At 62.4% G+C, this 14,746-nt stretch carries 18 protein-coding genes and 1 tRNA gene; 16 read left to right on the top strand and 3 right to left on the bottom strand.

Annotated features, from left to right (window positions below):
- The first annotated feature begins 143 nt into the window (after positions 1-143).
- From ACP154_RS06450 to ACP154_RS06440, 3 genes are all read left to right on the top strand, one after another.
- Positions 144-455, top strand: coding sequence for a hypothetical protein (locus ACP154_RS06450; RefSeq protein ID WP_421860725.1), 312 nt, complete (start codon positions 144-146; stop codon positions 453-455).
- Positions 456-1,497: 1,042 nt separating this feature from the next.
- Positions 1,498-1,938 (top strand): hypothetical protein, encoded by a 441-nt coding sequence (locus tag ACP154_RS06445; protein ID WP_421860727.1) that lies wholly within the window; start codon positions 1,498-1,500, stop codon positions 1,936-1,938.
- Between the two features lie 30 nt (positions 1,939-1,968).
- Positions 1,969-2,397 (top strand): hypothetical protein, encoded by a 429-nt coding sequence (locus ACP154_RS06440; RefSeq protein WP_421860729.1) that lies wholly within the window; start codon positions 1,969-1,971, stop codon positions 2,395-2,397.
- 124 nt (positions 2,398-2,521) lie between these two features.
- On the opposite strand, the gene ACP154_RS06435 is transcribed toward ACP154_RS06440, so the two are convergent.
- A tRNA-Ser gene (locus ACP154_RS06435) sits at positions 2,522-2,611 on the bottom strand.
- A 294-nt stretch (positions 2,612-2,905) separates the two neighbouring features.
- Between ACP154_RS06435 and ACP154_RS06430 the strand changes: the two genes are divergently transcribed.
- The 13 genes from ACP154_RS06430 (at position 2,906) to ACP154_RS06370 (ending at position 13,784) form a co-directional block, all read left to right on the top strand.
- Positions 2,906-3,544: a 50S ribosomal protein L21 gene (locus ACP154_RS06430; protein WP_421860732.1), complete on the top strand. Its 639-nt coding sequence runs from the start codon at positions 2,906-2,908 to the stop codon at positions 3,542-3,544.
- 35 nt (positions 3,545-3,579) lie between these two features.
- Positions 3,580-3,849, top strand: a complete 270-nt coding sequence (rpmA, locus tag ACP154_RS06425) for a 50S ribosomal protein L27 (protein ID WP_022700614.1) — start codon at positions 3,580-3,582, stop codon at positions 3,847-3,849.
- A gap of 144 nt (positions 3,850-3,993) precedes the next feature.
- Positions 3,994-4,581: a GNAT family N-acetyltransferase gene (locus ACP154_RS06420; RefSeq protein WP_133724593.1), complete on the top strand. Its 588-nt coding sequence runs from the start codon at positions 3,994-3,996 to the stop codon at positions 4,579-4,581.
- A 33-nt stretch (positions 4,582-4,614) separates the two neighbouring features.
- The gene (obgE, locus tag ACP154_RS06415; protein WP_133724592.1) at positions 4,615-5,676 is read left to right on the top strand and encodes a GTPase ObgE; all 1,062 of its coding nucleotides are present in this window, start codon (positions 4,615-4,617) and stop codon (positions 5,674-5,676) included.
- Positions 5,677-5,690: 14 nt separating this feature from the next.
- Positions 5,691-6,818 carry a glutamate 5-kinase gene (gene proB / locus ACP154_RS06410; RefSeq protein WP_421860734.1) on the top strand — a complete coding sequence of 376 codons (1,128 nt, stop codon included), beginning with the start codon at positions 5,691-5,693 and terminating at the stop codon, positions 6,816-6,818.
- Positions 6,819-6,853: 35 nt separating this feature from the next.
- Positions 6,854-7,417, top strand: coding sequence for a nicotinate-nucleotide adenylyltransferase (locus ACP154_RS06405; protein ID WP_421861387.1), 564 nt, complete (start codon positions 6,854-6,856; stop codon positions 7,415-7,417).
- A 25-nt stretch (positions 7,418-7,442) separates the two neighbouring features.
- Positions 7,443-8,444, top strand: a complete 1,002-nt coding sequence (egtD, locus tag ACP154_RS06400) for an L-histidine N(alpha)-methyltransferase (protein WP_421860736.1) — start codon at positions 7,443-7,445, stop codon at positions 8,442-8,444.
- Positions 8,445-8,489: 45 nt separating this feature from the next.
- On the top strand, positions 8,490-8,879 hold the full coding sequence (gene rsfS / locus ACP154_RS06395) for a ribosome silencing factor (RefSeq protein WP_107712196.1): 390 nt from the start codon (positions 8,490-8,492) through the stop codon (positions 8,877-8,879).
- Positions 8,880-8,903: 24 nt separating this feature from the next.
- Positions 8,904-9,377 carry a 23S rRNA (pseudouridine(1915)-N(3))-methyltransferase RlmH gene (gene rlmH, locus ACP154_RS06390; RefSeq protein WP_421860737.1) on the top strand — a complete coding sequence of 158 codons (474 nt, stop codon included), beginning with the start codon at positions 8,904-8,906 and terminating at the stop codon, positions 9,375-9,377.
- Entirely contained in the window at positions 9,377-10,633 is a 1,257-nt protein-coding gene (locus tag ACP154_RS06385) for a murein hydrolase activator EnvC family protein (protein WP_421860739.1), read from the top strand. The genes rlmH and ACP154_RS06385 overlap by 1 nt, the downstream gene beginning before the upstream one ends.
- A gap of 33 nt (positions 10,634-10,666) precedes the next feature.
- Positions 10,667-11,989, top strand: coding sequence for a S41 family peptidase (locus tag ACP154_RS06380; protein WP_421860741.1), 1,323 nt, complete (start codon positions 10,667-10,669; stop codon positions 11,987-11,989).
- A 104-nt stretch (positions 11,990-12,093) separates the two neighbouring features.
- The gene (locus tag ACP154_RS06375; protein ID WP_421860742.1) at positions 12,094-13,299 is read left to right on the top strand and encodes a divergent polysaccharide deacetylase family protein; all 1,206 of its coding nucleotides are present in this window, start codon (positions 12,094-12,096) and stop codon (positions 13,297-13,299) included.
- Positions 13,299-13,784, top strand: coding sequence for an RNA pyrophosphohydrolase (locus tag ACP154_RS06370; RefSeq protein ID WP_421861389.1), 486 nt, complete (start codon positions 13,299-13,301; stop codon positions 13,782-13,784). Before ACP154_RS06375 ends, ACP154_RS06370 begins: the two co-directional genes overlap by 1 nt.
- Here ACP154_RS06370 and ACP154_RS06365 read toward each other — a convergent pair.
- The gene (locus tag ACP154_RS06365; RefSeq protein WP_421860744.1) at positions 13,781-14,239 is read right to left on the bottom strand and encodes a hypothetical protein; all 459 of its coding nucleotides are present in this window, start codon (positions 14,237-14,239) and stop codon (positions 13,781-13,783) included. The genes ACP154_RS06370 and ACP154_RS06365 overlap by 4 nt on opposite strands.
- An 85-nt stretch (positions 14,240-14,324) precedes the next feature.
- A complete protein-coding gene (locus ACP154_RS06360) occupies positions 14,325-14,726 on the bottom strand; it encodes a F0F1 ATP synthase subunit epsilon (protein ID WP_133724583.1) in 402 nt (133 codons plus the stop codon).
- Between the last annotated feature and the right edge of the window lie 20 nt (positions 14,727-14,746).

Below are 14,746 nucleotides of genomic sequence, written 5' to 3'. Positions count from 1 at the left end.
GCGCCTGTCAATCGAGCATGAAAACAAATCAACACACAGGCTCGCGCCGTGAACCACCACACGCACGGATTTATTCCAAGTGGTACACCTTGCCCGCATGGCGCACGCTTTGCAGCCGAGGGCGGGATTTGGTCTGCCACGTCATGGCGGCTTATCGACCCGACAAGCTGAACGCTTTTGATCTGTCAGACGCCAGCGTTGCGGCCATGCTGGGCTGCTCTGAAAATACAGCCCGGAAAGTGGTCAAATCCTGCATTGAGCGCGGCTGGTTCATTCTCGAAAGACGCGGCGGCGTGAAAGGCCCCAAAGGCGCTCGCGGGCGTGTTGTGTCCTTAAGCCGCTTTCCAGCGGAGAACCGGCCCGCCGAACCGGAGCGCTTCGAGCGCTGGCGACCCCAACAAAAACCAACGGCGCAAAATTTGTGGCGTATCGCCCGCCCCTATGACGGGCAATGACGCACGGATAGCGCCATACGCGGCGCATTTTCTGCGGAGCGAGATGGGCGAACGCAACTCGCGGGGAAAGGTGCAAAACCCCCAGCCTGCAAGGGCGTTCGCCTAGCGCCACCAGTTAGTCCGCAAGACCCCTTACACCGCCTATAGTTAGGCACTCGCTGAGCACGCCTGTTTGTTATGGCTGGGTAAGGGGAAGCTGCTCACCGAAAAATCTGTATGAGCACATATATCAGACCTACGAAAACAGCGTTGACCAAGAGTGTCGTCAGAACGCCTTTCCGTCTTGCCTCTGTGAACCAATGGGGCTTCACAGTTGCCACCCAGTCTTCAAACCGGCGTTGGTCATCCACGTTCGAATTGTATCTATCGGCGTCGCTTTGCACGAGCGAGCCAATGACCACCCCACCGTCTGCATAGACCGTTGCCAGAGGGGATTTGGGGTGCCTCAGTTCAACAATATCCATGATGTCTATTGGCCGTGGCTGCACCGCATATCCGGCCCTATGGAGCAAGTTTAGCCGAATGATAGCGTACTCCCCATCCTGAATGGCGCTCTCCGACATTCGGAAATACTGACGGCTCATCACTGCACCTTATCCACCTGCGGAAAAGATGATGCCTCATTTGATCAAGCTGGGAAAGCGAGAGGCATCGTGCGAGATAGGGCAAACTTGCGACGCTGAAGGCAAGCACTGCCTTAGCTCTACAGCCTCACAGCCAGCGGGTCCCATTTCAGGCGTTACCCTGTGCGTTTAGGGTCCCAGCCGAGCCCGCTCAGTGGGGACCCCCTGTGTTCAAGGCACGACAGGGAATGAAAGGGGCCGTTCACCCGCACGCGAGCTTATTATGAGAGCACTACGCGCGTGCGAGGCCAGAAAGAATAGGCGGGGAAAGGTCGGGCGCACTGGGGTGGCAGATCGGACGGGAGGGCGCTTGCACCGCTAAAAGTAGCCCCTTGCACAACGTGGTAAGTAGCCAAGCGGCGTTAGGCTTCCAATGGCGGTGTGTTACAATGAGGTTCGGAATTGAAGTGAGGGAGCGAATGTTCGTTCGGCTCTGCTTGGTGTTACAGTTTGCGCTCATCGCCGTTGGTCCAGCCAGCGCGCGAGAGCTCCCTACACGACTGGCGTGCAGCGTAGACGGCGGGGCGACATCCGCGGGCGCGGTCACTTTTATCGAGACGCTGGAGCAAGCGACCATAATTGTCTTGCCGCAGATGAATGAAATGTACCTGCTGACCCGCTTTGATAACGCAGCCGAGCCTGCTGACTTGTTAGGTCGTGGACCGTGGATTTCTGACCTCGAATATACACCTGCCGGGCCAGGAAATGCCTCCCATTTTTGGAACAAATACTCCCCCACCGAGCACGGCGCTTTCCACCCTTTCTTGGCTGAGTTCGTTTTGACACCTCAGCCAGATGGATTCCGCTTTAGTCTATATACGACCAGAATTGGCGGTATGGTGATGGGAACCTGCGAATAGCGCCATATCGAGCGACCTGAGGTGAAGCCGATGTTCAATCCTGTTTTCGCCGCAATCGCGATTTTGGTCACAAGCTCTGCCCTCGCTCAGGAATTGCGTCCGCTAGATGACCTTGTTGAAGATGCCGCGCCTGGATATGCGCCGACGCGCTGCGCTGGTTTGTATCAAGCCGTCATGGAATGGGCCGGTTCTGAGCGCTTGGGCGAAGAAATGTGGAACCAAACCGATACCAGCCGCGAAACCCTTATGCTCTTTGCGGTTCGTATCAATCAATCACAGAGCGGTGGCACTGTGTTGGAGCAGACCGAACTCGTGGTTCGTGATGTTCGCAATATCGCAGACATTTATCTAGAGCGCTTCGAGAGCAACTACGCACGCGACGGGCAGGCCTTCGGCAGCGATGCCGTGGTCGCAAGCGACCTAAGCTCTTGCAGCGAGCTTGCGAGCTCTATTCGCTGATACTCAGAGGTAAGAAGCAAAGTGCAGCGAGCCTACAGGCAAGCCGATATTGGGGCAGCTGTTAGGGCACAATCCCCAATCAATCCGTCAAAATACTGATAAAAAAGCCTTAAATCAATCTAAGTGGCGGAGAGAGAGGGATTCGAACCCTCGGAACGCTTGCGCGCTCAACGGTTTTCGAGACCGCCCCGTTCGACCACTCCGGCACCTCTCCGAACTCAGGGATGCGCGGTGTCGCAAAGGCTGGGGGTAAAATCAAGTCTCTTGGGCGCCGCAGCCTGACCTCGAGAGAGCGCCTGCATGCAGTCTCAGACCCGGCGCAGCGCCTTGCTGCGTTGACTCACGCGCCCTCTTTTGTCTATATCGCGCGCTCTGCTCCCGCACGGACCCGTCCGATGCGGGGCTTTGCTTGTGAAACAACGCTGGCTCGGACCAAGAACCGGCGAAGAAAAAGGGCTCCGATCTCGCGGCTTTCGCGGATACGGCACCGAAATAAAGGAACACGATCATGTATGCAGTGATCAAGACCGGCGGTAAGCAATACCGCGTCTCCGAAGGCGACATCCTGCGCGTCGAGAAACTCAGCGCGGAGACCGGCGATGTCGTCGCGTTTGACGAAGTCCTGATGATCGGCGGCGAAGGCGATTCCCTCGTCGGCGCACCGGCCGTGGACGGCGCCTCGGTGACCGCAAACGTGCTGGACATCCGCAAGGACAAGAAGATCAAGGTCTTCAAAAAGCGCCGCCGTCAGAACTATCGCCGCACCAAGGGCCACCGCCAGTGGATTGCGGTCATCTCGGTTGCAGAAATCCTGAAGCCGGGTACGAAATCCAAGCTGAAAGCCAAGCCGGCGAAAGTCGCGGCTGACGAAGCGCCCGCTCCGGCCAAGAAGGCTGCGGCGCCGAAAGCTGAAAAAGCAGCGCCGAAAGCTAAGGCTGCCGCCGCCGCGTCCGACGACCTGACCAAGCTGACCGGTGTGGGCCCGGCCTACGCCACCAAGCTGAATGAAGCCGGCGTGACCAGCTTTGCTCAGATTGCAGCCTGGACCGACGCCGAGATCGAGCGCCTGGATGGCGAGATCTCGGGTCTCAAGGTCAAAGCAGAAAAAGGCGACTGGGTCGCTGAAGCCAAAGGATTCGCTGGCTAAGCCACGCGACAACAGAACCTGAGAAGGAGAGCACCATGGCTCACAAAAAGGCAGGCGGTTCGTCACGTAACGGTCGCGACAGTGAAGGCCGGCGCCTCGGCGTCAAGAAATCCGGCGGCCAAGCCGTGATTCCGGGCAACATCATCATCCGTCAGCGCGGCACCAAATATTATCCGGGCGAGAATGTCGGCATGGGCAAGGATCATACCCTGTTCGCGCTGACCGAAGGTCGCGTGACCTTCCAGAAGAAAAAGCTCAACCGGACCTTCGTGTCCGTTGCTCCGCTCGCGGACGCAGCTGAATAGGGCGACACTGACCTCGTGATCGCCCATCCCGATGAGGGGCGATCCGGGCCAGACGGCCAAGTTTCAAGGGGAGACGGATCGCCGTCTCCCCTTTTTACGTTCCACGTCTCTCCCCGCCCAGTGTTCGCGCCCAAGGAGGCCGATATGAGAGACATGCAAACCGATCCTGAAGAGACGCCCGAGCATGAAGCGGGCGCAGTGAGCACACCGGCGGCCTTTGCGGACATCCGCACCGAGCGCCTTGTTCTGCGTCCGCTCAAGATCGAGGACGCCGCCTGGGTCGGTCCAGAAAGCGCCCGTCCGGAAGTGTGCCGCATGACAAGCCGGGTGCCGGCGCAGAATCCGCCCCTGTTCGCGGAAGCCTTCATCCTGATCCTGCGGGCGCGGGAACAGGTTATGGGCGACCGGGTGCGCGCCATCTGCGAAGCTGAAACCGGAAGCGCGGTGGGCGTGATCGGCCTCAACCAGCATGAGACGGGCTGGGAGCTGGGGTATTGGCTGATGCCCGCCGCCTGGGGGCAGGGCTATGCCACCGAGGCCGCACGCGGAATGTGCGACTGGGCGGCTGAGCACGCCCTGACGCCGGTCACCGCCGGACACTATGACGACAATCCGGCGTCTGGTCGGGTGCTGGAAAAAATCGGCTTCGCCTATACCGGCGAAACCCTCGACGCCTTCTCGTTCGGCCGCATGGCCACGGGCCGTGTCCGCCAGATGCAAATGGCGGGCTAGCAGAGCCCTCAAGACACAGATAAAAAGCAAGCCATGAAGTTCCTTGATCAAGCCAAAGTGTATGTAAAATCCGGCTGGGGCGGCCCGGGATGCGTGTCATTCCGGCGTGAAGCCTATGTCGAGTTCGGCGGTCCGGACGGCGGGGACGGCGGGGACGGCGGAGATGTTTGGGTGGAGGCCGTGGAAGGTCTGAACACCTTGATCGACTATCGCTACCAGCAGCACTTCAAGGCAGAGCGGGGGCTGAACGGCGCCGGGCGCAACCGCACGGGCCGGGGCGGCGAAGACGCCGTCTTGCGCGTCCCTGTCGGCACCCAGGTGTTTGACGAGGACAAGGAGACGCTGCTGGCGGATCTGACCGAAGTGGGTCAGCGCGCGCTTCTGGCCAAGGGCGGCATTGGCGGCAAGGGCAACGCCCACTTCAAATCAAGCCGCAACCAGGCTCCGCGCATTTCCCAACCCGGCGAGCCCGGCGAGGAACGCGCCATCTGGCTGCGCCTGAAGCTGATCGCGGACGCCGGCCTGGTCGGCCTGCCCAATGCGGGCAAGTCCACGCTCCTCTCGGTGGCCAGCAAGGCCCACCCCAAGATTGCGTCCTATCCGTTCACCACGCTTCACCCCAATCTGGGCGTGGTGGAGATGGGCACCGGCAATCGCTTTGTGTTGGCTGATATTCCCGGCCTGATCGAAGGCGCCCATGAAGGCGCCGGCATTGGCGATCGTTTCCTGGGCCATATCGAGCGTTGCGCGCTGTTGGTGCATCTGATCGACGCCACCGGCGAAGACCCGCTGGGCGCTTATGACACCGTGCGCCACGAGCTGGACGCCTATGGCGCAGGCATCACCGACAAGCGCGAGATCGTGGTGCTCAACAAGCTCGACGCCGCCGATCCGGACACCGTGGCCGAGCTGGACGCCGCCTTCGAAGAGAAGATCGGCGTCACGCCCTATCACCTCTCCGGCGCCACGCGGGAGGGCCTCAAAGAGGTTCTCAAGGCGATCTGGGACGCGGTTCACGCCCGTCGCGAGGAAGAAAAGCGCCTCAAGGATGAAGCGGAGCGTGAAGCCCGCGGCGAAAGCGGCTGGACGCCTTGAACCTGAGTGCGCGCATGGCGGCGGCCCGGCGGGTCGTCATCAAGGTCGGGTCGGCCCAATTGATCGACCCGTCAAGCCTTGCGCCGCGTGAAGACCGGTTTGACGCCTTGGCGGACGACATCGCCCGTTTGCGCCAGGCCGGTCAGGATGTGGTTCTGGTCAGCTCTGCAGCGGTGGCGCTGGGCCGTCCGCGTCTGGGGCTCAAACCGGGTCAGTCTCTGAGCCTGGAAGAGAAACAGGCCTCAGCGGCTGCGGGACAGGCCCTGCTGATCCAGCATTGGGACCGGGCGTTCGCCCGGCATGGCTTTCCGGCGGCGCAGGCCCTGGTTTCGCCCGCCGATATTGAATCGCGACCGCGCTGGCTGAACGCCCGCAACACGCTTGAAACCTTGCTCAAGCTGGGGGCGGTCCCCGTGATCAATGAAAACGACACGGTCGCAACCGAAGAATTGCGCTTTGGCGATAATGATCGGCTGGCGGCGCGGGCGGCTCAGCTCGTGGGCGCGCAGCTCCTCGTTATTCTGTCGGATGTGGACGGGCTGTATGATCGCGATCCGCGGGAAGCGGACGCCAAGCACATCTCTGAAATCCCCGCCATCACCTCTGATATTGAAGTCTTGGCCGGCCCTGCGCGCAGCGAGGGCGCCGGCACCGGCGGCATGGCCAGCAAGATTGCTGCGGCCCGCATCGCCACGGCGGCAGGGTGTGACATGATCATCTGCCGCGGCGATCATCCCAAACCGATTCACGCAGTCGCCAACGGCGCGCGCGCCAGCTGGTTTCACGCCCATGGCAATCCTGAAGGTGCGCGCCGCGCCTGGATATTGGGCAGCCTGGCGCGTGATGGCGCGCTGGTGCTGGATGACGGCGCCGCCGTCGCCATCAAAAAAGGCCGCAGCCTTCTGCCCGCAGGCGTGGTGGACGTGCAGGGGCGGTTTGAGCGCGGCGCGGCGGTGCGCCTGATCCGTCATTCGGGTCAGCGCCTTGGCGTCGGAGTGGTCGGATATGATGACCATGAAGCGCGCCAGATCGCAGGCCGCCAGTCTGATGAGATTGCGGGCATTCTGGGCTATCGCCGCGGGGCGGCTCTGGTCCATGCGACGGACCTGGTTCCTGACCCGATCGATGGCGCGTCAGAATGAGCCGGGCGCTGAAATCAGAATTGCTGCATGACGGCATGCGTGTGGGGCTGTACGGCGGCAGTTTCGATCCTGTCCACAAGGCGCACCGGCATGTGGCGCGCACGGCGCTGAAACGGCTGAACCTGGATCGTGTCTGGTGGATGGTCAGCCCTGGTAATCCGCTCAAATCGCATGCGCCCGCCAGCCTTGCTGCTCGCGTCGCCGCTATCGAGCAGGCCATGCCAGAGCCCAGGCACGTCATTTCGACGCTGGAGGCGCGACTGCATACCCGCACCACGATCGACCTGATCACGCATTTACAGACCCGGTATCCGCGAGTGCGTTTTGTCTGGATCATGGGCGCTGACGGGCTGAAGGACTTCCATCGCTGGAAAGACTGGCGCGCCATCGGCCGGCGAATCCCTATCTGCGTCATCGCGCGCCCTGGCGATGCGATCAGGGCGCGGCTCTCTCCGGCGGCGCGGCGTCTGGCGCCCGCGCGCATATGTGACAGGCACGCGAAAACACTTGCCCTAGGTAAACCTCCGGGGTGGACTTACCTAACCGAGCCATTACATCCTGAAGCTTCACGCGTCATGCGTGCAAATGCTTCATCCTGACCCGCAGCCGCCACGCCTTGAGCCCATGTCCGATGAGACCCTAGTCAAGGCTGGCGCCTTGGCGTTTTTCAAAGACTTGCAACCGTCCGTCTCTGATTTTCGCGCGGATGTTCTTGCAGGTTTGCGCAAACCCCAAAAGGCGATTTCGCCGAAATATTTCTACGACGCGGCGGGCTCGGCGATCTTTGACCGGATCACGCAAGCGCCTGAATACTACCCCACCCGCACCGAATTGGCCTTGCTGGAGCGGATCGGACCGGAGCTCAACACGCTCGCCGGTTCCGGCGCAGTCGTGCTGGAGCCGGGTGCTGGATCCAGCGTGAAGATCCGTCAGCTCCTGGATGCGCTCGACCATCCGGCGGGTTTTGTCGGCATGGACATTTCAGGCGACCACGTCAAAGCCGCCTGCGCCGATATCGCTTCAGATCATCCAGACCTGACAGTGGGCGCCGTCTGCCATGACTTCACCCAGACGCTGGATCTGGACGCGCTCAGCATCCCTGAAGGCCGCCGGATCGTCTTCTTCCCCGGCTCCACCATCGGCAATTTCGAACTGATCGACGCGCTGCAGCTGCTCAAGACCCTGCGCGACTGGCTGAGGCCGGGCGACGCCCTTCTGATCGGCGTGGATCTGCGCAAGGACCCGTCCGTGCTGGAAGCCGCCTATGACGATGAAGGCGGCGCCACGGCGGATTTCAATTTCAATCTGGTCCGGCGCATCAACGCCGAACTGACTGGCGATATCGACCCGTCTGCGCTGGCCTATCGCGCCTTCTGGAACCCGTACCGCTCGCGGGTGGAAATGTATCTGCAGGCTCTGCGGGACCTCCATTTCACCGTGGCGGGAGAGCGCTTCGTCCTGCGTGAACACGAGACGATCCATACGGAAAACTCTCATAAATTCACTGTTGAGACTTTTCAGGACCTTGCGGTCAAAGCGGGCCTGGTCCCGGCCCATGTGTGGACCGAAGACGGCGCCTGCGCCTTCTCCATTCACTGGCTCGAACGTGGCGGAGAAACGTGCTAGGGTGCGTTTTGGTCAATTAAGGGAGCAAGGACTCTGTCCACCGAATTGCACAGCCGCCCCCATGGCGACGCTGACAGCGACTCTGGCGAACTCGCCCAGAGCACGCAGGATCTTGAAGCGCTGGTGTTGAACGCGCTGGATGACGACAAGGCTGAAGATGTCGTCGCCATCGATCTCACGGGCAAATCCTCCGTCACCGATGTGATGGTCATCGCCTCCGGCCGGTCCAACCGCCATGTGGGCGCGATGGCTGACCATCTTGTCCGCAAACTCAAGGATTCCGGCCATGGCAATGTCGCCATTGAGGGCCTGAAGACCTGCGACTGGGTGCTGATCGACGCCGGCGACGTGATCGTTCATCTGTTCCGTCCCGAAGTGCGCAGCTTCTACGATCTGGAAAAGATGTGGTCTGTTTCGCCGGACGGTGCGTCTTAATCCGCCTGTATCTGAAAGCGTCCCATGCGCGTTGAGATTCGTGCGATCGGCCGGATCAAGGCCGGGCCCGAGCGCGAGCTTGTGGACCAGTACATGGACCGCGCCAACGGCGTAGGCCGATCCGTCGGCCTGGGTCCGGTCATCGAGCGCGAGCTTGATCCCCGCACGCTCAGGGACAAAGCGGCCGAAACTCAGGCGCTGATCGCGGACATGCCTGCCGGCGCGCTGATCTTCGCCCTGGATGAAACCGGCAAACCGATGAGCTCGCTCGATTTCGCGCGCGTGGTGGAAACTGCCCGCAATGACGGCGCACGCGATCTGGTGTTCCTGATCGGCGGCGCGGACGGCCATGACCGTCCCGCCTTGCCCCAGGGCGCGCGCATGCTCAGTTTCGGCAAGGCCACCTGGCCGCACAAGCTGGTGCGCGTGATGCTGGCGGAACAACTCTACCGCGCCGCCTCGGTTCTGGCGGGCGCGCCCTATCATCGGGAGGGGTGATGGCGTCCCCCCTGCTCTTTCTGGCCCTGAGCCTCGCTCTTCAGGCGCAGACCGCGCCTGAACCGGAGGAGGTGGATACGCTGGAGCAAGAAGCCGCTGAGCTGCGTGAGCAGGCTGAGGCGCGCGCAGAGGAAGCGGAGGCCGCTCAGATCGCCATCGCCCGTCTGCAACAACGCCTTGTAGAAGCCGCCGGCCGTGTCGCGACCCGCGAGGCCGAGGTTGAAGCCGCAACCGAACGTCTGCGGGCGCTGGAACGTGAAGAGGCCGATCTTCTGGCGCGATTGCGGGAGGAGCGCGCAGATCTGGCCCGCGTCCTCGCAGCCCTGCAGCGCATTGAAATGTCAGACCCGCCCGCGCTCGCGGTGACGCCGGACGACGCCGCTTCCGCCGCGCGCGCCGCGGGATTGCTGGCGCAGATCGCGCCGCAGCTGGATGCGCGCGTCGCGGCGGTGCAAGAACGGCTGGCGGAGCTCGAAGCCTTACGGCGCGCCTTGCAAGACCAAACCCGCGCCCTGATCCAGGCGCGCGAAGCGCTGGGCGTCACCCGCGAGGAAGTCACCGCCCTGATCGAAGAGCGCCGCGCCGCCGAAGCCGCCTTGCGCGCCCAGGCCGATGATTTGTCCCAACGCGCCGCGCGGATCGCCGAGCAAGCCGGCTCGCTGCGTGAACTCCTCGCCGATATCCGCCGTTTCGCCGCCGCAGATCCCAGACTGGCGCCGCGCCCCGAGCCGCGTCCCGAACCGGCGCCGGACATCCCAGTCCCGCGTCTCAGACCGGAACAGACGCCCGCAATCGCCATGGGGTCTCTGGTGGAGGCGCGTCCTGTTTCAGGTCCTGTGGAAACCTTGCGGTTCAGTGATACGCGGGGCCGTCTGAGCCCGCCGGTCCGCGGTGAACTGACCGTTAGCGCCGGCGCGCGCGGCCCGGATGGCGTGCGGCGCGAGGGTATCTGGTTTGAGACGAGCTCACGCGCACAAGTGACCGCGCCTTTTGACGGCGTGGTGGTCTATGCCGGGCCGTTTCAGGGCTTTGACGGTGTTTTGATGATCAATACACCCGATGGGTACACGCTTATTTTAGGGGGATTGGGTCTTATTTACGCCGTAGAGGGACAGTCATTATTGGCCGGAGAGCCTGTCGGCGCCATGTCAGACCGTGCAAATCCGCCGCCAATGCTCTATTTGGAGATAAGACGCAGCACTGACGAAGCTGCTGACCCTGAAGATTGGCTTCGGCCCGAATTTCGCAGAGGCTAGAGCCTCGACCGCCGCGCACTAAGGAAGACCGCCATGCGTCTGCACATTATTGCTTCAGCTGTCCTGTTCGGCATTGGCGCCGCCACCCTGGCGGTCTCTGCCGAGGGGGAGGACACCAACAGCCGCGAAGCCACCTTCCGTCAGCTTGAACTGTTTGGTGATGTGCTCAGCCGGATCGAGTCCGATTATGTCACCGATCCCGACAAGGCCGAGCTGATCGAGAGCGCCATCGACGGCATGATGCAGGCGCTCGATCCGCATTCAAGTTATCTGTCGCCCGATGATTTTCAGGACATGCAGGTCACTACGAGCGGTGAATATGGCGGCATCGGCATCGAGGTCACCATTCGCGACGATCTGATCACCATCATCTCGCCGATCGCCGAGACGCCGGGCGAGCGCGCCGGCCTTGAACCCAATGACCAGATCATCGCCGTGGACGGCGAGAGCATGATCGGCGCGAGCATGGACGACGCCGTTGAGCGCATGCGCGGCCTGGCCGGCGATCCGGTTGTGCTGACGATTTTGCGCGAGGGCGAGGATGATCCGTTTGACGTGACGGTCGTTCGCGACCTCATCGAGGTGCGCGCCGCCTATTGGCGTATGGAGGAGGGCGACACGCCCTATCTGCGCATCACCACGTTTAACGAGAACACCACCGCGAACGCCATCACCGGGCTCAATGACCTGACCGAAGCCTATGGCGGGCCGCTGCCGGGCCTGGTTCTGGATCTGCGCTCCAATCCGGGCGGACTTCTGGATCAGTCGGTGACCGTGTCCTCTTTGTTCCTGGATGGCGGTGAAGTGGTCTCCACCCGTGGCCGCGATCCACGTGATACGCGCCGCTATAACGCCGAGTTGGGCGATATGCTCAATGGCGCGCCGATCGTGGTGCTGATCAACTCAGGGTCCGCCTCGGCCTCTGAAATCGTCACCGGCGCCCTGCAAGACCGAGAGCGCGCGACGATCGTGGGCATGACCAGCTTCGGCAAGGGCTCGATGCAGACCGTGGTGCCCCTGCGCGGCGGTCGTGACGGCGCCCTGCGTTTGACCACGGCGCGCTATTACACGCCGGCGGGCCGCACCATTCAGGCCACCGGCATTGCGCCGGACATCGCCATCGCACCGCGACGCGTGAACCAGGAAGAAGCGGAAGGCGTGAACTCATACGCCGAAGCCAGTCTTCGCAACGCACTTGAAAATGAGACCGGCGCAGAGCGTGAAGAGCTTGAGAACGAGCTATCTCACACCGAAATGCCGCCCGAAGACTGGGACGCCAGCGAAGATTACCAGCTGCATCGGGCCATCGAGATCCTGAACGCCATGATGAGCCGCGATCAGGCCCAGCTGCAGTAGTCAACGCAGCCTCAAACCGGCTTCGTTAACGCTTCTTTACCGCAACCTCACGCAGGGTCGGGGCGAATCGCCTCCTCCCGGCGTTGAGCAAGCGGCACGCGTCTATGGCCCGACTGCAATCTGATCGCTTTCCTCTCAAAGCCCCGCTTCTGGCGGGGCTCGGGGTTGCGGCTGCGCTGATCGCAGGCGTGGCCGCCCTGACCTGGCTCGCAGGCGGCCCTGCGCCCACCGTCAGCGCCAGCGCAGATATCAACGGTCAACCCGATGTGCTGGCCTCCGCCGAGATTGCTAGCGAACACGAGGCGGGCCCTGCGCCCTTCAGCGATGCTCAGACCGAAGAGGTCAGCCTGCCAGGCGTGCGGGACACCGCAGACGCCCTGAGCCCGCAAGAGGCCAGCCCCTCCTCTCTCAGCCCCGCCGAGCCCGTTGCGCCTCCGGCGCCGCTTGAAGGCTTTTATGAGACCGGTCCAGGCGGTCCTCTGCCGATCATCAACGCCAGTGGTGTGCGCCCGGATCAAGCCTACGCTATGGACTTTGACGGCGCCGCAGACGTGCCCACCGTTTCGATCATCGTGGGCGGGCTGGGGCTGTCTGAAAGCCTGACGGCACGCGCTATCGAAGCCCTGCCCGCCGAAGTGACGCTCAGCTTCGCGCCCTATGCCGATGATCTGCAGACATGGATCAATCGCGCGCGGGCCGATGGCCATGAAGTTCTGCTCGAACTGCCCATGGAGCCGTTTGACTATCCCAATAACGATCCCGGTCCGCACACGCTGCTGGTGGACGCCAGCGCGACAGAAAACGCCCGGCGCCTGGCCTGGCTATTGTCACGGACAGCAGGGTATGTCGGTGTCGCCAACTATCTCGGAGCGCGTCTGGGTGCAGCCGAAGGTCCGCTCACTGAACTCTTCACGGCCCTCGAAGCGCGCGGCTTGAGCATATTCCATGACGGCGCCGGACGACGCGCCATTCTCAGCCAGGCCGGGCGGCAGGCCAACGCCCGCATGACCATCGCCGATCGCGTTGTGGATTCAGACCCAACCCCGCGCGCCATTGACGGACGTCTGCTGGAGCTTGAAGCGCTCGCCTTGCAAAACGGGACTGCATTAGGCTCAGGCTTTGCCTACCCGGCCACTGTGGATACGGTCGCCGCCTGGGCGGACGGGCTTGAAGGCCGCGGATATCAGCTGGCCCCGGCGAGCTTTCTGATGCAACTCAGAAATCCGGTGGAGACCCGCAGCGCCTCCGCTGCTCAAGACACCGCCGACGCCGCCAGCCCCTCTGCGGACCCGCACGGGGACACACACTGATCATGAGCGCTGCGTATCCCGAGCACCGACCCAATGTCGGCCTCGTCCTGTTTAACGCGCAAGGCAAGGTCTGGCTGGGCAAGCGCTATGGCGCGGACGAGCCCTGGTGCTGGCAATTTCCCCAAGGCGGTATGGATGAGGGCGAGGCGCCTGAAGAAGCCGGCTTGCGCGAGCTCTATGAAGAGACCGGCGTCACCCAGGACCTGATAGAGCCGCTGGGCGCCATCGCGGACTGGCTCACCTATGACTTCCCGCCCGAGGTGCTCGCACAGCGCCGGAAAAACCGTTGGCGAGGCCAGAAACAACGCTGGTTCGCCTATCGCTATCTGGGGACGGACGCCGATTTTGACCTCAAGGCCGTCCCCCCGCAGGAATTCTCTGAATTCCGTTGGGTGTCGCTTGAAACCACGCCCCAGCTGATCATTCCCTGGAAACGGACGGTCTATGATCGCGTAGCGGAAGCTTTCGCACCGTTCAGCGCCTAGCGTTCCGCCGCGAGCTCCACAACCCGCACAGCATTGCCGCGGCGCATCAGCCCCATAGAGACGTTGACGGTGGTGTGGGCCACAGTGCGGCCCTGAGCCCGCAAGCGCGCCTCGACCTCACGCACCACACCCAGATTGTCGTTCTGCGCCCCCATGACGCAAACCGGCTGGCTATCGCGTTCGCTCAGCCAAAGGGACAAACCTTCGGCGGCAGGCAGGATTAGCGCCCGGTCTGAAAGACTGATGTCACGATCATTCACGGGAAACGCGAAAGGCTCTATTCGGCCTCCGCTGTCACGCTCAGCGCCGTCCAGACCCTCAGAGCCCAAAGCTGTCTCACACAGGGCGATCATCTGAGCGGCCAGCGCGGTCGGATTCACGTCTTGAACCGCCAGAGCGGGCGCACCGAAAAGGCTGAGAGCCAAAGCCATGAATAACCGGCATGTCTGACGCATATGACGTGTCCTTCAACAACAAAAAGCCCTGCGCAAACTATGCGCAGGGCTTTTTGTGAGCCTCAAATGACAAAGGCTTCACTCTTTAGTGAGACAGCTCGGACAACAGCGCCTGGAACTTCTCGATGCGGGCTTCCGCATCCTGACGTTCTTCGTCATTACGCGCCTGACCCAGATCCTCACGGGCCTCGGTCAGCGCTTTAGAGGTGTCCTCGGCGTTCACGTCAGCGAGGTCGATCGCTTCTTCCGCCAGAATGGTCAAACCAGCCGCCGTCACCTCGGCGAAGCCGCCGCGGATGAAGGTGCGGGTCACGTCATTGCCGGAATGAACCGCGATCGCGCCGGTGCGGATGGTCGACATGAAAGGCGCATGGTTCGCCAGGACGCCAAAATCGCCTTCGGCGCCGGGAACCACAACCATGTCCACCTCGCCCGCGAACACGCGGCGCTCAGGAGACACGAGGTCAAAGTGCAGCTTGTCAGCCATGGGCCGATCCTTGCTCAGTT

Origin of the sequence: Oceanicaulis sp. (assembly GCF_965249665.1) — a bacterium.
Lineage (GTDB): Bacteria > Pseudomonadota > Alphaproteobacteria > Caulobacterales > Maricaulaceae > Oceanicaulis.
This window is presented reverse-complemented; position numbering and strand designations above follow the sequence as displayed.

Coding starts and splice junctions, on each gene's coding strand:
- ACP154_RS06365 (WP_421860744.1), bottom strand. CDS start 14,239: ATGCGTCAGACATGCCGGTTATTCATGGCTTTGGCTCTCAGCCTTTTC.
- ACP154_RS06450 (WP_421860725.1), top strand. CDS start 144: ATGGCGGCTTATCGACCCGACAAGCTGAACGCTTTTGATCTGTCAGAC.
- proB (WP_421860734.1), top strand. CDS start 5,691: ATGGCGGCGGCCCGGCGGGTCGTCATCAAGGTCGGGTCGGCCCAATTG.
- rpmA (WP_022700614.1), top strand. CDS start 3,580: ATGGCTCACAAAAAGGCAGGCGGTTCGTCACGTAACGGTCGCGACAGT.
- ACP154_RS06380 (WP_421860741.1), top strand. CDS start 10,667: ATGCGTCTGCACATTATTGCTTCAGCTGTCCTGTTCGGCATTGGCGCC.
- ACP154_RS06375 (WP_421860742.1), top strand. CDS start 12,094: ATGGCCCGACTGCAATCTGATCGCTTTCCTCTCAAAGCCCCGCTTCTG.
- ACP154_RS06385 (WP_421860739.1), top strand. CDS start 9,377: ATGGCGTCCCCCCTGCTCTTTCTGGCCCTGAGCCTCGCTCTTCAGGCG.
- ACP154_RS06405 (WP_421861387.1), top strand. CDS start 6,854: ATGCGTGTGGGGCTGTACGGCGGCAGTTTCGATCCTGTCCACAAGGCG.
- ACP154_RS06445 (WP_421860727.1), top strand. CDS start 1,498: ATGTTCGTTCGGCTCTGCTTGGTGTTACAGTTTGCGCTCATCGCCGTT.
- egtD (WP_421860736.1), top strand. CDS start 7,443: ATGTCCGATGAGACCCTAGTCAAGGCTGGCGCCTTGGCGTTTTTCAAA.
- ACP154_RS06420 (WP_133724593.1), top strand. CDS start 3,994: ATGAGAGACATGCAAACCGATCCTGAAGAGACGCCCGAGCATGAAGCG.
- ACP154_RS06440 (WP_421860729.1), top strand. CDS start 1,969: ATGTTCAATCCTGTTTTCGCCGCAATCGCGATTTTGGTCACAAGCTCT.
- obgE (WP_133724592.1), top strand. CDS start 4,615: ATGAAGTTCCTTGATCAAGCCAAAGTGTATGTAAAATCCGGCTGGGGC.
- ACP154_RS06360 (WP_133724583.1), bottom strand. CDS start 14,726: ATGGCTGACAAGCTGCACTTTGACCTCGTGTCTCCTGAGCGCCGCGTG.
- ACP154_RS06430 (WP_421860732.1), top strand. CDS start 2,906: ATGTATGCAGTGATCAAGACCGGCGGTAAGCAATACCGCGTCTCCGAA.
- rlmH (WP_421860737.1), top strand. CDS start 8,904: ATGCGCGTTGAGATTCGTGCGATCGGCCGGATCAAGGCCGGGCCCGAG.